General features: G+C 35.1%; 15 protein-coding genes. 1 reads left to right on the forward strand and 14 read right to left on the reverse strand.

The window, feature by feature from the left end; all coding sequences use genetic code 11:
• Positions 1–313: 313 nt before the first annotated feature.
• From Xsto_RS07100 to cpxR, 13 genes are all read right to left on the reverse strand, one after another.
• Positions 314–1369, reverse strand: coding sequence for a glycosyltransferase WbsX family protein (locus Xsto_RS07100; protein ID WP_099124577.1), 1056 nt, complete (start codon positions 1367–1369; stop codon positions 314–316).
• 10 nt (positions 1370–1379) lie between these two features.
• Positions 1380–1979 (reverse strand): acyltransferase, encoded by a 600-nt coding sequence (locus Xsto_RS07105; protein WP_099124579.1) that lies wholly within the window; start codon positions 1977–1979, stop codon positions 1380–1382.
• A gap of 123 nt (positions 1980–2102) precedes the next feature.
• Complete coding sequence (locus Xsto_RS07110; protein ID WP_099124581.1) at positions 2103–3200, reverse strand: WavE lipopolysaccharide synthesis family protein; 1098 nt, start codon at positions 3198–3200, stop codon at positions 2103–2105.
• A complete protein-coding gene (locus Xsto_RS07115) occupies positions 3190–4626 on the reverse strand; it encodes a lipopolysaccharide biosynthesis protein (RefSeq protein WP_141554496.1) in 1437 nt (478 codons plus the stop codon). The genes Xsto_RS07110 and Xsto_RS07115 overlap by 11 nt, the downstream gene beginning before the upstream one ends.
• An 11-nt stretch (positions 4627–4637) precedes the next feature.
• Complete coding sequence (locus Xsto_RS07120; protein ID WP_099124585.1) at positions 4638–5366, reverse strand: glycosyltransferase family 2 protein; 729 nt, start codon at positions 5364–5366, stop codon at positions 4638–4640.
• Positions 5367–5368: 2 nt separating this feature from the next.
• Positions 5369–6898: a capsular biosynthesis protein gene (locus Xsto_RS07125; protein WP_211284297.1), complete on the reverse strand. Its 1530-nt coding sequence runs from the start codon at positions 6896–6898 to the stop codon at positions 5369–5371.
• 13 nt (positions 6899–6911) lie between these two features.
• On the reverse strand, positions 6912–7292 hold the full coding sequence (locus Xsto_RS07130) for an HAD hydrolase family protein (protein ID WP_422646186.1): 381 nt from the start codon (positions 7290–7292) through the stop codon (positions 6912–6914).
• A 41-nt stretch (positions 7293–7333) separates the two neighbouring features.
• Positions 7334–7879 carry a dTDP-4-dehydrorhamnose 3,5-epimerase gene (gene rfbC / locus Xsto_RS07135; RefSeq protein ID WP_099124588.1) on the reverse strand — a complete coding sequence of 182 codons (546 nt, stop codon included), beginning with the start codon at positions 7877–7879 and terminating at the stop codon, positions 7334–7336.
• 51 nt (positions 7880–7930) lie between these two features.
• Positions 7931–8815, reverse strand: coding sequence for a glucose-1-phosphate thymidylyltransferase RfbA (rfbA, locus tag Xsto_RS07140; RefSeq protein WP_099124590.1), 885 nt, complete (start codon positions 8813–8815; stop codon positions 7931–7933).
• Positions 8816–8862: 47 nt separating this feature from the next.
• Positions 8863–9753: a dTDP-4-dehydrorhamnose reductase gene (gene rfbD, locus Xsto_RS07145; protein WP_099124592.1), complete on the reverse strand. Its 891-nt coding sequence runs from the start codon at positions 9751–9753 to the stop codon at positions 8863–8865.
• Positions 9753–10841, reverse strand: a complete 1089-nt coding sequence (rfbB, locus tag Xsto_RS07150; RefSeq protein ID WP_099124594.1) for a dTDP-glucose 4,6-dehydratase — start codon at positions 10839–10841, stop codon at positions 9753–9755. The genes rfbD and rfbB overlap by 1 nt, the downstream gene beginning before the upstream one ends.
• 303 nt (positions 10842–11144) lie before the next feature.
• Entirely contained in the window at positions 11145–12515 is a 1371-nt protein-coding gene (gene cpxA, locus Xsto_RS07155; RefSeq protein WP_099124596.1) for an envelope stress sensor histidine kinase CpxA, read from the reverse strand.
• On the reverse strand, positions 12512–13204 hold the full coding sequence (gene cpxR, locus Xsto_RS07160; protein WP_099124598.1) for an envelope stress response regulator transcription factor CpxR: 693 nt from the start codon (positions 13202–13204) through the stop codon (positions 12512–12514). Before cpxR ends, cpxA begins: the two co-directional genes overlap by 4 nt.
• Before the next feature lie 469 nt (positions 13205–13673).
• On the opposite strand from cpxR, the gene Xsto_RS22130 reads away from it, so the two are divergent.
• The gene (locus tag Xsto_RS22130) at positions 13674–13844 is read left to right on the forward strand and encodes a hypothetical protein (protein WP_244590352.1); all 171 of its coding nucleotides are present in this window, start codon (positions 13674–13676) and stop codon (positions 13842–13844) included.
• Positions 13845–13974: 130 nt separating this feature from the next.
• Here Xsto_RS22130 and Xsto_RS07170 read toward each other — a convergent pair.
• On the reverse strand, positions 13975–14300 hold a 326-nt coding region (locus tag Xsto_RS07170; RefSeq protein ID WP_141554497.1), incomplete at its 5' end, for a transposase.

Here is a 14300-nt window from a genome sequence, read left to right on the forward strand (position 1 = left end):
AACAAATGTAAGGAATTAATGAAGAATTAAATATCATGGTGTTGCAGATATGGATGAGGAGTGTTGGATTAACTACAAAACTGTTATGAGTGCAGTGATTTAGTATTCATTTGAATATCTCATAAGATTAATTTTAAAATTTAATTTATATTAAGCTCTCATTTTAATAAGTTTTAATAGATGTGATGAACATTTATTACTTAGGAAACAACATTAATTTAAGTTTTTTTAAACTCACTGTGTTACATAATAATCTAATGTGCTCTTACTACTATAATAAATAAGCACTCATGTCCTTTATTTAATGTTTGTTCTATCCGAAATAGAATTTGAATTTATTTTTAAATATTTTCAAAAGTGAATCACCAAAAACTCCATCTGGTTCAAGAATGTTTCCTTCAGCCCATTCGTTCCAAGATTTTATAATAATAAGGCTAGTGTCATTTTCTATGGTGTGAGATAATACATGATCTACATGTTTTTCAAAATTACTTTCGTTGAAATTTTTGAGTATAGTACCACGTATTCCATGGCGAGGAGTTGTATCCCAGCCAGTAAAGATGACAGGATTTTCACTAGTTTCAAATTTATCTTTACGTGTTACCATTTTTTCGTAGTCATAAACCAAAGGTCCGATAAAGTCAAGTCCTAATTTTCTTATTAATTGTTCTTTTATAAACTCAATTGGGTGTATCTTTCTTCTTTCTGAAAAATATGTTGAGCTATTTACTATGGTATCAAAACTTGTCGAAAAAATATTAGAAACAGAGGTATTTTCAGCTACCCAATATATTCCATCAAATCCATGAGCTATAGCTGTATCATTAAAAATATCTATAAATATATCCAGATCGGGTATATCTTTAGGCATAAAAATACCAAAAATAGGACGATTATCTATTTTTATATAGGTATCCTTTTCAAAATGAGTCATACAGTCTAGACAATATCTCTTGTAATCTTGGCTTCCAAGGTATTCCTGCTGAATTAATAATTTATTAATTGCTTTATTATACCAGCTATGATTTGCCCATATTAATGCATATGGAAATGATAGATTTTGATCTCTAATATATTCCTTAGGTTTATTCAGTAAAGTTTTACCTTTGCCAAACCAATAATCCCATATGAAAAAGCCATCGATATTATGGGACGAAGCTAATTTAGCCTGCCATTCCATAACTTCTTTATTTGGTAATTCATATTGAAAAAATGGCGCTGTAGGTTTTCTAATATTTTGTGTATGGATATAAATTTCTGCATTATTTAATGCTGTCCATTCTGTAAATCCATCTCCCCACCATTGATTATTCTCTTTAATAACATGAAATTGAGGAAGGTAATATGCGAGAACTTTAGGTTTATTCATATTAAAAAATTCAGTTTGATGATTGAATAACTTTTGCTGGGATACCTACAGCAATAGAATAGGGTGGAATATCTTTTGTTACTACAGAATTAGATCCAATAATGGATCCTCTGCCTATTTTCACATTTGGTAGAATAGCAACTCCATCTCCAATCCATACATTTTCATCAATAAAAACAGGGCCCTTTGAATAGGGTTGCCTATCATTAGGTGGTAGGGAGTGTATAGATATATCCGTTGTCTTACCATGAAAATGGTCAGTAATAAATACTTTACTTCCCATCAGGCATCCAGAGGAAATTGTTACTTTATTTAAAGCTGCAATATGAACCCAGTCAGCTATAACTACATTGTCCCCAATTATCAATTCAGAACTATTATTAACAGCTTCTAACCAACAGCTCCTTCCCGCCTGAAAATTATCTCCAATTTTCATACAGCAATAGTTTATTATTTTTATATCAGACCAGTAAAATGAAATATTTTTTTTGTATACATACTTATAAAATGAATTAAATATTTTGTTTACAACTCTCGAACGTATTTTGTATATAAAAAAAACCAACCCATCACTTTTAAAGTGATATTTTATTTTATTAAAGATGCTCATGCTTCACCAATAAAATTAAATGCTATAATTTTAAATTACTCAGCACAATTGGAATAGAATAATAAATATTATATTTTCATGTGGTAATTTGGAGTAAAAGCTATAGAAATAGTATTTATGGGATTAATTTTCGTATCTAGTCAGATAGTCTTTCAGATTTCTTTTTCTTAGTTCATGACTCTTGTTAACCTCACTCATTATTATGAAATCGCTGGCTCGTAACATAGTTAAGGTTTGATTTCTATCATACATACTGTTTCCAACTAAATTATACTCTTCTGAGTTATACTTCAGCCAAAAAAGGTCAATAGTTTCTTTATCTACTAAATAGAAAAAGTTAGAGATGAAGTTATAATAGCTATCATAGTCTATACTATAGGATACACCAATATTTTTGGCTAGATTTCTATGAACGAATATTTCAGCTACATTTTCCTCAACGATGTCTCGAACTTTATACTTAGTTTGAGAAAATTCATATGCAGTTCGAGTTCTTTTATCATCGGGGAATGACCACATTTTAATTAAATCATCAGTCAATCCAAATTGAAACATATCACACATTGACCAAGGGCGAAATTTACATACTGACATTGTAAGTTCAATTATTCTGTTTTCTATAAAATTATTCGGATAAGGAGGATTATCCGCGAGAGTTTTTTTAAATAAAGGTATAGTTGTCCAAGAGTAAAATCTTTGATCAGTTCGAGTTTTAAGAGCATATTTACACTTTAATTCTCGGGCTTTTATCAGACCCTCAAGGGTTGTTTTTTTTTGTAAGTTTATATTATGCGAACCACTCACTTGAGGTTTCTGATTTAAGATAACATAGGCTTCATTCTGTAATTTTCGAATCAAATCTGTATTAGAATCATCCCAAGTTGAAATAATGATCTTTATATTTTTATAAAATCTTTTATAAAGTAATACAGTTTGATACGTGAAGTCTCTCTCAGAGGATATTGGGCCTTGAATTATAATAGCGATATTAGAAAAATCAGTATTATCAGTGTCCCATATATATTCCATAGGAACATCTTTAGCTTTAACAGGTCTCTTATGATGTGTGAAAAAAAACTTAGATCTTGAGTTTTTATTCACAGAGTAAATAATAAAATCCTGAAGTTTATCTAGGAGGAAAATAATTAGCGGGGAAAAAAAGAAAATAACTTTCTCTAAGGTTTTTTTGATTTGTTGTTTTGTTGTATGCTTAATTTTCATTATGCCTTTTACCTAATGAATATAAACCTGAAAGATAAGAAATGATTATATATATAAGAGTTAATAGGCAGAGTATTAGTGTCTTATAGAAAATAATTTCAGCGGTAATAAATTCATACTTACTACTATCTATAGTAGAAAATGAAAATGCTGAAATAAAAATAATTGTTCCTCCGAAGAGAAGGAATTTGAAGATAGACCACTTATTGAAATTAAAAAACGATAGTGCTCTTTTTATATTGAATATTTCACAACTTATTGATTGGGATAGAAGAACTCCCCCTATAGCACCTTCTAGTCCATATAGACTAGCACCTATAAAACTAAATAATACTGAGCATATACCAGCAATAATTGTAATTTTAATATAATTTGTTTCTCGGCAGCTAAAACAAGCTGAAGTCAAGGTTGCTTGTATAGACTCAATATAAACAAGAAATGAAAATAATAGGAAGCTCATAAATTGAATAGAGCTGATATTAGGTTTTATAAAATGTATAATTTTATTCCCAAATGCATTCAAAAACAAACACCCCATTAGGGATATAACGGAAACTTCAAAGATGACATTCATTATTTCTTTATTAAAGGAGCCAGCACCATTTTTTGAAAAACTTTGAGACCATTTTGGTGAACTCAATTGTATAGGTATGTTGCATACAGCAAGAACGCCAAAAAATAGTTGATAAATTATAGAGTATTTTACAACATCCTCTGCAGTTAGAGTAAATGATATAATATAGATTGTAGAGCTAAATACAAAAAGTGACGGTATGTAAGTTAATGTCCAATCTCTCAAATTTGGGAATACTTTTTTTATGATTTCTTTGTCATAATTTTTCTTCCATGCTTGATGAAGCTCTTTTCTATTGATAAGAAAGCTTAAAAATATAATGAATATAGATTGAAATAGAATTGAGATGTGCAGTGAATACAGGTTACACTGTAAATATAAGAAGACATATGCACTGGATATAAATATTAGTGAGGATAATAATCTAATGGTTTTTTCCACTAAGACACTTATGTTTACAAAAATGAGTGCTAGAAGCGTGTTAGAGAATATCCTTAAAAGGGAAAAGAATATAAATAAACATATTGAAGTTATTATTTTAGAGGGGGTTATTGCACCTATAATTAATGTAGGAATTGAAAGTAAAAAAATGACTGAGCCTGAAAATGTAAGTAGTGTTTTAATTAGTGCATATTGTTCAGTTCCTGCATTTTTTTTTGAAATTGAAACTTCACGGATGATAGCTTGAGATATGCCAAAATCAAATATAGATATATAAGGTATTAATGCTGCAAGCAAGACCCAATTTTTCATTTCTGAAATATTTAGAAACTGAGCAGCTATTTTTATTATTAATATTCCTTGTAGTGCTTGAATAGCAATACATAGAAGAGATACCATACGCGTTAACAATTTCTTCTACCTTACTGATGATGCAAAAAATCGGAGTATTCATCAGGGGTACCACAGAAAATAACATTTTTTCGCTCAATTATATTGAATTTTATTTTTTTCCCTTTTTCTATTAAATGATTATACATGGGGGCAATGTAAAGCTCATTGTTTGTCCATTCGTTAGGGTTTTTATTTGCTATAAATTCAAATGCAGCAATATAATCAGTAGCCTTAGAAAAATGATATAACCCTGTTGAACATAGATTGGATACAGGGACTTTTTCTGTTGTTAGTTCAACAAATTCGGATCTATCATTAGGTTTTACGTATGACCAGTTTTTACCACTACCCATAAAGACCTCCAGATAACCATCTGCATCAAGCTTATTTTTAGGATAAATGAAATTAGGTCTAAATGTATCTATGTTAAAAACAGTAATTGAATCATTTAGACATTGATCCCCTAAATTTTTAATCGCTAGTGCTACTGTTTCTGCTTGTCCCCTTGTTTCGGACTCTAAAATATGAATATAATAATTTTTAATACCTAGCTGTTTGATTTTATGAGTTATAAATGAAGGGGTTTCATATATATCACGGATAACAAAAATAAATTTTTTTGACTGAAAATAATTAGAAAAACTTAGAACAGAATGCTCAAAAAGAGTTTTTCCATGGGCAGTTAACATGTATTTTGGTTTATCGAAGCCGGCTGAAAAAAAGCGTGAGCTAAAACCAGCCATAGGTATTATTATCATGTCTATGCCTCATTGAATTCTTTGAATAATCTAAATGCATTTGCTAAAAGTGCATATTGCCTTCTTTGATCATCATTATGTAGTGGTAACATAGATATAAAAAGATGGACTTGCATAGCACAAAGAGCTTTATAAGAAATATTATATTTTTCGCTTATTAATAAAACGAAATTACTCTGTATTTGGTTAATGTCTTTATTTGGATTTATTGTAAAGTTAATTTTTCCTGATGTGGTATCGACATTCAAATCATAGAACCCTGAAATAATCCAGTCGTATAATCCAATAATTGAATGTGCTAATTTTGTTATGTCGTAATATATGCTTCCATATATTGTTAAATTCCCTTTTGCATCTATTCCTCTTGGATCAATAACTTTTATTCTATCAGTTCTAAAGTCATATAGAATATTGCTGAAGCAGAAATCTCCATGAATGATAGTTTCATTTTTAATTTGAATATCATTAATGAAATTTTCTGTTTTATTTATCATTGTTTTTAAAGATATTGGATTGTCTGAGTTTAAACTCCATTCTTTATCAATAGAGAATTGTTGTTCTTCTAGAAATATGCTTATTCGTGAACGAGTTTTATCGGAAAAGAGATTTTTTAAACAGTTGTGATTTGAAATTTTTTTCTCAAATTTATGGCAGTCATCTATAAATGTGAGGCATTTTCTTATGATTTTGTCCCAGATTGTTGGTTCGATTTCTGAAAAAATATATAGTTCATTTAATGGAGTGTTATATAAATACTCTAATTGATATGAATAATTACCATGTTCATCAATGTTATCACCCAAATATTGAGGTATATATATTCTCAATTTAAGAGGGATAGAGGAAAACCAATTAGCTTCTGCTTTAATCTTTAGATTGTTACTACTTTTTTTTTCAATCCAATTTTTATTTATTTTTAGATCATTAAAGGCTCTTTGGGTGGTGAATTCTGCTTTTGATTGATAGTATTTATTTATATGTCCAAAATCATACCAATTTAAATCTTTCCTCACCTCCAATGCTTTGTTTTTATTGTATGTTTTTATTCCCTCAATAAAATCCCATCTTGCTTTTATTATAGATCTTATAAGTAACCCTGGATCAGATATAGCAAAGTATCCTGCTATTATACTTTCATTTTCTTTAAAGGTTCCCCATGTGTAACCATCACTTTTCTCTGATGTAACGATAACATCTTCACCTAGAGGTGTAGGTTTTATTAAAGTATCTCCAAATAGTATTTTGAGAGTTTGGGAATCTTTAAGTATTATGCTATTAATAGCAGTTACTAAAGACTCGCCTAAAGTTATACCATCAGGTAAATAAATAACCTCTATGTTATTTTTAATGAACCACATTTTATCATTATGTGGCAATTTATAGCTTTCAGGAAGAGATATATAAATATCTTCTTTATTTTGTGCTAGCTCAACTTGGTATTTATAGAGCCTTTTATTACCTAGAGGTAATAGGCAAGGAGGAATACCACCAAACTCAGCTTTTAAATCTTGCCCAACATAGGCGGCTGACATTATTAATAACATTTTAAAGGGTAATTAACTTAGATATTTCATTTTCAGAAAGATTAACAAATTCATCTGGTCTTATTGCTTTGTCGTCCACATAAAAACCATCAGTCCCACACCACGGTTTGCCTACTATAATTTCATCATACGGAACACTATATTTATCTAACCACTCGGTAATTATAGGTATTGTGTGAATATTTATTTTTCCTAAGTTACCGTCAAAAGAGTTCATATTCCTCGCTGTATTAATAACTATATAATATCCAATTTTCCTAAAGTTTATGAGTTTTTCAATTACATCTAATCTGGGCGATACATTCTGATAATCCTTTGTATCAGCGTTTGTCAATGTACCGTCTAGATCAATTATAATTTTCTTCATATTGCTATGAGACATAATGTCCTCAAATTTGTGATAATTAGGTGAGATTTATTGAATTAAAATAAGTCAGCTAAGTTAAATGAAGAAGCTTTTTCATCTTTTGGAGAAAGTTTTAATTCAGTTTTTTCTGGCCACTTGATGGATAATAGATGATCATTCCACATGATGCTTCGCTCATGACTGGGAGTGTAATAATTCGTTGTTTTATAAATAAACTCAGCCGTGTCGCTGAGAGTTAAGAAACCATGAGCAAATCCTTCAGGGATCCAAAATTGACGTTTATTATCAGCACTTAAATTAACGCCAACCCATTGCCCGAATGTGAGGGAGTTTTTACGGATATCAACAGCTACATCAAAAACCTCACCTGCTATACAACGCACTAACTTCCCTTGAGCGTAAGGTTCTAATTGATAATGAAGTCCACGCAATACACCTTTACTAGATTTAGAGTGGTTATCTTGAACAAATGTTACGGAACGCCCAATAGTCTCTTCGAATATTTTACGATTGAAGCTTTCGAAGAAAAAACCGCGTTCATCTCCAAATACTTTAGGTTCAAATATTAATACATCAGGAATTGCTGTTTTAATGACATTCATCGAATAAATCTCTGGATGCAGTGATTAGACAAAGTTGTTTTTATTGATAATTTATTGTGGATCTCTTTCCACCATTTTTAGCAAATATTGCCCATAGTCATTCTTAGCCAGTGGAGTAGCCAATGTTTTGAGTTGAGACGCATTAATAAACTTTTTGCGATAAGCAATTTCTTCAGGGCAGGCAACTTTTAGCCCCTGACGGATTTCGATAGTTTGGATAAAGTTACTTGCTTCTATCAAGCTTTGATGAGTCCCTGTGTCTAGCCAAGCATAACCTCGTCCCATGATAGCTACCGATAATTCATTTTGTTCAAGGTAGAGACGGTTAATATCGGTAATTTCAAGTTCACCACGCTCGGAAGGAGTGAGTTTTTTTGCCATTTCCACTACGCGATTGTCGTAGAAATAAAGCCCAGTAACTGCATAATTACTTTTAGGCTTCAGCGGTTTTTCTTCCAGAGAGATGGCTTTTCCTTCGGTATTAAACTCTACTACACCATAACGCTCAGGATCATGTACATGGTATGCAAAAACTGTTGCGCCATTAGTTTTTTCAGAGGCCTGTTCTAGTTGTTTTTGTAGATCATGGCCATAGAAGATATTATCTCCTAATACAAGAGCACAATTATCTTCGCCAATAAAATCTTCAGCAAGGATAAAAGCTTGCGCTAAGCCATCAGGTGTTGGCTGTACTTTGTATTGAAGATTGAGTCCCCACTGATTGCCATTTCCCAAAAGTTGTTCAAACCGTGGTGTATCCTGAGGTGTACTGATAATGAGAATATCTCTGATCCCAGCCAACATTAATGTACTTAATGGATAATAAATCATTGGCTTGTCATAAATAGGCAGTAATTGCTTGCTTACTGACATGGTGACAGGATAAAGGCGAGTGCCAGATCCTCCTGCCAGAATAATACCTTTGCGTGTTGTCATATTGTTTATTAATTATTGTAAAATGAAAATACAGTCAGTTTTCTGATTTATTGTTCCAAAATCTCTGTGAGCATGCGATCTACTCCGGCCTTCCAATCAGGTAGTTCGAGCTCAAAAGATTTCTGGAATTTGTTGGTATTGAGCCGGGAATTGTGTGGACGTTTTGCTGGGGTAGGGAATGCGGAAGTTGGCACGGGTTTAATTTCTTGGATAGCTAGTTTAGACCCAGCTTGCTTCACCCGTTCAAATACGTATTGAGCATATTCGAACCAAGTAGTTTCACCAGAAGCAATTAAATGATAGAGCCCTGCCAATTTAAGGTTCTGTTGTGTTACTCGGATCGCATGAGCCGTACAATCAGCCAGCAACTCAGCCCCAGTTGGTGCACCGAATTGGTCATTGATGATAGAGAGTGTTTCTCGTTCTTTGCCTAGTTTTAGCATTGTCTTAGCAAAGTTAGCTCCACGAGCCGCATAAACCCAACTGGTTCGGAAGATAAGATGTTTTTCACAATGAGTTTGTATTGCTATTTCACCTGCTAATTTAGTTTCGCCATAAACATTGAGAGGAGATGGAGTATTACTTTCATTCCAAGGTGTTTCTCCGCTACCATCAAATACGTAATCAGTGGAGTAATGTACCAACCAAGCTCCTAATTTTTGGGCCTCTCTGGCTATAGACTCTACACTGTGAGCATTTAACAATTCTGCGAACTCTCGTTCTGATTCGGCTTTATCTACTGCTGTATATGCAGCTGCATTTACGATTACATCAGGTTTGAGTAATTGGACAGTTCTTGCAATACCTTCTGGATTAGTGAAATCACCACAGTAATCTTTGGACGTGAAATCGAGAGCTGTTACTTTCCCTAAAGGCGCTAAAGCTCGTTGCAACTCCCAACCTACTTGACCATTTTTGCCAAACAGTAGTATATGCATTATTTTTTTTCTCCATAATGCTTATTAATCCAAGATTGGTAGGTGCCATTTTTGACATTTTTAACCCAAACTTGGTTGTCCAAATACCATTGGATGGTCTTAAGAATTCCACTTTCGAAAGTTTCTTGGGGCTGCCAATTTAATTCATGGCTAATTTTACTAGCGTCAATAGCATAACGACGGTCATGACCAAGTCTATCAGTTACATATGTAATCTGTTCTTGATAGGAGCCTTGAAGTTTTGGTTTTAGTTCATCAAGGATTTTGCAAATGGTACGAACTACATCAATATTTTTCTTTTCGTTATGACCGCCAATATTGTAAGTTCCACCGATTTTCCCTGTAGTAATTACTGTGTGGAGTGCTCTGGCATGGTCTTCAACATACAACCAATCTCGAATCTGGTCTCCTTTGCCATAAATAGGCAATGGCTTTCCTTCTAATGCGTTCAGGATAACAAGGGGGATCAATTTTTCTGGAAAATGGTAAGGTCCATAATTGTTAGAGCAATTGGTTACAATTGTTGGTAATCCATAGGTCCTGTGCCAAGCCCTCACTAAATGATCACTAGATGCCTTTGAGGCTGAATATGGACTACTTGGAGCATAGGCCGTTTTTTCAGTAAACAAAGGAAGGACGGAATGTTCTGGAAACGCATCTGGATGAGGCAAATCACCATATACTTCATCAGTTGAAATATGGTGAAAAAGGAATGTATTCTTTTTGTTTTCGGGCAATTGTTGCCAATAATTTCTGGTAGCCTCTAGAAGAGTATAAGTACCAATAATATTAGTTTCAATAAAATCACTAGGACCACTAATTGAACGATCTACATGGCTTTCTGCAGCCAGATGCATCACTGCATCAGGTTGGTGTTTTTCTAATATGTTATCAAGCACATTACGATCACAAATATCGGCTTTTTCGAAAGAATAACGTGGGCTATGGTCAATGTCTTTGAGAGATTCTAAATTGCCTGCATAAGTGAGTTTATCAACATTAATAACGCTATCATTAGTATGATTTATAATATGCCGAACCAATGCAGAGCCGATGAAACCAGCTCCACCAGTAACTAGAATTTTCATTTTTAATTTTTTCAGCTGATTTTAGGATTGATGCAGAATTTGGAAAGGAGTGTTTATAAAAGATATGTTTTATTAAAGCTACCGCCCTGGGTTATGGCTCCCAGAGTGCCTATTATTTAGGAATCGGTAAAGGCTATCTTGTTAATATAAAACAATTTTATCTCTTAACAAAAATAATCATACTAACAATTTGTGTTAAGCTGCGACGAGATTAGTCCCTCAACGCTTCAAGGTCAAGTATAATAACCTTTTTTCTTTAATTATTACATGCTGTTATTAGCTATATTTTAGTCAGGTCACTATCTATCTCCCATGCAACGGCAACCAAATCACTAACCTCAATCCACCTAAAGGGCTATCCTCTGCCTTCACCCAGCCCCTATGTTGCTCTACCGCTGTCTCTACTATCGCCAGCCCTAAACCAGTTCCCCCTGACTCCCGATCCCTTGCTTCATCCGTACGATAAAACGGTCGGAAGATATGTTCACGGTCTTCAGGGCTGACTCCAGGACCATCGTCATCAACGGTAATCGTCACTCCGTGATTATCGGCTTTAAATGCAACAGCAATATGGCTTCTGGAGTAGCGGACGGCATTGCGGACGATGTTTTCTAGTGCACTACCGAGTACTGCCGGGTTACAGTAGATAACCCAAGGGCCGGGAGGTGAAACGATATCCAGCGTTTTGTGCATCTGTTCGACTTCAAATTTGGCATTTTCCAGTATGTCATTCCATATTTTGTTAGCCTTGATGTTTTCGCGCAGTAGTTCGTTTTTATGCTGGTTACGGGAAAGTACCAATAGGTCGTTAATCATGCTATCCAGTAACTGCGCTTCTGTTTCAATACGTTCCAGCTCTTTGCTTTCTCCGTGACGGCGGCGCAATAATGCTGTGGCGAGCTGTAAACGGGTAAGGGGAGTACGCAGTTCATGGGAAATGTCGGAGATGAGACGTTGCTGAGCAGTTACCATCCTTTCTAGTGCACTAATCATCTGGTTAAAGCTGCTGCCGGCTGCCAGAAATTCCTGTGGGCCTGATTCCAGTTCTGGGTGTTGTTTTAAATTACCTTTTGCTACCTGATCTGCTGCATTTTTTAGTTTACGTGCGGGTCTCGCCAAACTCCACGCCAGCCATAAGAGTAATGGCGCACTGATGAGCATAGTTGCTGCTGGTAACAGAAGAGGACGATCAAACATCAGATTGATAAAGTCTGATTGTGGGCTGTTTGTCGGGCGAAGCAGGTAAAGGTGATAGTAATCTTCACCATCTCGTATTGAAAATGGTCCCATTATTTCGACACGACCATATTTTTTCTTTTTAGGGTGGTCGGAGTTATCTGATTGCCCCATAAAATTGCGTACGAGTTGCGTATCGCGCTTCTCAGTACTGATAACGCGTCCTTCTCCGGTTGCGAGAAATAAGCGTTGATCCGGTGGCACCCATTTGACTATGGCGCGATCCAGCCTTAGCCACCAGAACAGATCACTGGGGGGATGGCGGGTCAATTCTGCTTCAATATGTCTAGCTAACTGATTTCCCTGATGGTACTCACTATCTAATAGCGGAGTTAATTGCCGGGAATCCAGCTTGGGCACCATCAGTGCCACCATCAGGACAAGTGCCAGTGTTAGCCAGAAGATTGCAAATATGCGCGCTGTTAAGCTATTAATCATTTCTCTGAAACCATTAAGTATCCGCGCCCACGTAGTGTTTTGAACCAGGGTAATTCATCAGTCCGGTTAGGTAATTTACGTCGAAGGTTAGAAATATGCATATCTATGGCTCTGTCAAAAGGTGTTAGCCGTTTTCCTAATACTTCCTGACTCAAATGTTCACGAGAAACAACTTGCCCAAGATGTTGAGCTAACAAATAGAGAAGTGTGAATTCTGTACCGGTTAAATCCAGAATATAGCCGTCAAAACTGGCTTCCTGACGTCCGGGATTGAGTTGTAGCTTATCGATTTCCAGTACAGGTGTGCTGTTGTCAGCTTGTTGTTCACTCCAGTTGGAACGACGTAAAATCGCGCGTATACGGGCTACCAGTTCGCGATCGTTAAATGGCTTGGGTAAGTAATCATCTGCGCCCAGTTCCAGCCCCAGAACGCGATCTAGGTCGCTTCCTCTCGCTGTTAACATAATAACGGGAGTCTGATGATATTGACGCAGCTCTTTCAGGGTCTCAATGCCATTTTTGCGCGGCATCATAATATCCAGTAGAAGAAGGTCAATTGAAGAGTCTATAAATTGTAATGCCTGTTCACCATCATGGGCGATAACCACATTGAACCCTTCCATCTCAAGTAGTTCTTTCAATAAAGCTGTCAGTTCGCGGTCATCATCAACTAATAATATCTTATGCATTCATTCTTCCTCCGAGAGCAAAATACGATAACAAATTTTGCTATTCCATGACTTTACGTTCTTTTACATGCTCTGACGCTAGTTTGCAGCCGTGGGGCTATATTACCCGCACTGAATCGAATAGTGCTATTCGATAAAGTGAGGAATCACCAAAAATGCGTAAAATAGTAATGTTAGCTTTAGCGTCAATACCCGTTCTTGGAACGATGATGGCTCTAGCCGAAACTGTTGGGTACGTGTAACGACTCTGAGGTTGATTCATCGCTTTGTCTGCCATATGACAACAGTGATTCTGGCAACTTTCTGCGTAACTATAACTATAGTTGTGTCTTTGGGGGAATCACATTAACTGAAAAGCAGCGGTAAGTGATGTGGGTTCTGGTGAAAAAACGGTATCTGTATGAGTAAGTAATAACGGATATGCAGATAGAAGATCAGAAGATATACGGCCTTTTGGTAGCAAAGAATTTTGATTAAGTTGCGATTAGAGCGCAGCTTGAAAAAACAGCAAGATATGATGTTGATATCGGTGCAGATGTTTGCGCGTATTCGCAATCAGATGTATCAAGTGATGACGCCTGAGCAAGAAAAACAGTTCCAGAGTGTTATCAGGCACGAACTACCCGGTATTTTGTACTGATGTTGTTATAAACATCCGTAAAGCGGCATCAACAACGATTTTCCTTGCCATAGACACCATCCCTGTCTTTCAGCCCCGTTTCGGGGCTTTTTTTTATCTGCCCTTTAACATTAATTAACCCCAATTCCGCTTAAGCTATTGCTGAAATATCTTCTTCTGAGTAGAAAATTTTCAGTGATGGCTTTTTCTCTTTAAGGCAGTAAGCAATCAATCCCGTTAAAATCGTTAACAAAAAACCGGTTATACTTCGGTGACGAGAATGTTCTAATTGAGAGCCGTTTTTTAATTGTCCATTAATCGTTTCAATGATAAAACGCTTTTTAAGCATAACCTGATCCCACTCAGCCAGTGCAAGCGCTTTCATGTTGCGGCGCTTTTTCGTGATAAAGGTGATATCCGTTTTAGCTAAATCATCCGCCAATTCCTGACTCAGATATCCTTTGTCGCCGTAAAGAG

It is taken from the genome of Xenorhabdus stockiae (assembly GCF_002632825.1).
Lineage (GTDB): Bacteria > Pseudomonadota > Gammaproteobacteria > Enterobacterales > Enterobacteriaceae > Xenorhabdus > Xenorhabdus stockiae.

Bases quoted from the DNA above. Each gene is read 5' to 3' on its own strand.
- Xsto_RS07130 (WP_422646186.1), bottom strand. From the start codon at position 7,292: ATGTCTCATAGCAATATGAAGAAAATTATAATTGATCTAGACGGTACA.
- Xsto_RS07100 (WP_099124577.1), bottom strand. From the start codon at position 1,369: ATGAATAAACCTAAAGTTCTCGCATATTACCTTCCTCAATTTCATGTT.
- rfbB (WP_099124594.1), bottom strand. From the start codon at position 10,841: ATGAAAATTCTAGTTACTGGTGGAGCTGGTTTCATCGGCTCTGCATTG.
- Xsto_RS07125 (WP_211284297.1), bottom strand. From the start codon at position 6,898: ATGTCAGCCGCCTATGTTGGGCAAGATTTAAAAGCTGAGTTTGGTGGT.
- rfbA (WP_099124590.1), bottom strand. From the start codon at position 8,815: ATGACAACACGCAAAGGTATTATTCTGGCAGGAGGATCTGGCACTCGC.
- rfbC (WP_099124588.1), bottom strand. From the start codon at position 7,879: ATGAATGTCATTAAAACAGCAATTCCTGATGTATTAATATTTGAACCT.
- cpxR (WP_099124598.1), bottom strand. From the start codon at position 13,204: ATGCATAAGATATTATTAGTTGATGATGACCGCGAACTGACAGCTTTA.
- rfbD (WP_099124592.1), bottom strand. From the start codon at position 9,753: ATGCATATACTACTGTTTGGCAAAAATGGTCAAGTAGGTTGGGAGTTG.
- Xsto_RS07105 (WP_099124579.1), bottom strand. From the start codon at position 1,979: ATGAGCATCTTTAATAAAATAAAATATCACTTTAAAAGTGATGGGTTG.
- Xsto_RS07120 (WP_099124585.1), bottom strand. From the start codon at position 5,366: ATGATAATAATACCTATGGCTGGTTTTAGCTCACGCTTTTTTTCAGCC.
- cpxA (WP_099124596.1), bottom strand. From the start codon at position 12,515: ATGATTAATAGCTTAACAGCGCGCATATTTGCAATCTTCTGGCTAACA.
- Xsto_RS07110 (WP_099124581.1), bottom strand. From the start codon at position 3,200: ATGAAAATTAAGCATACAACAAAACAACAAATCAAAAAAACCTTAGAG.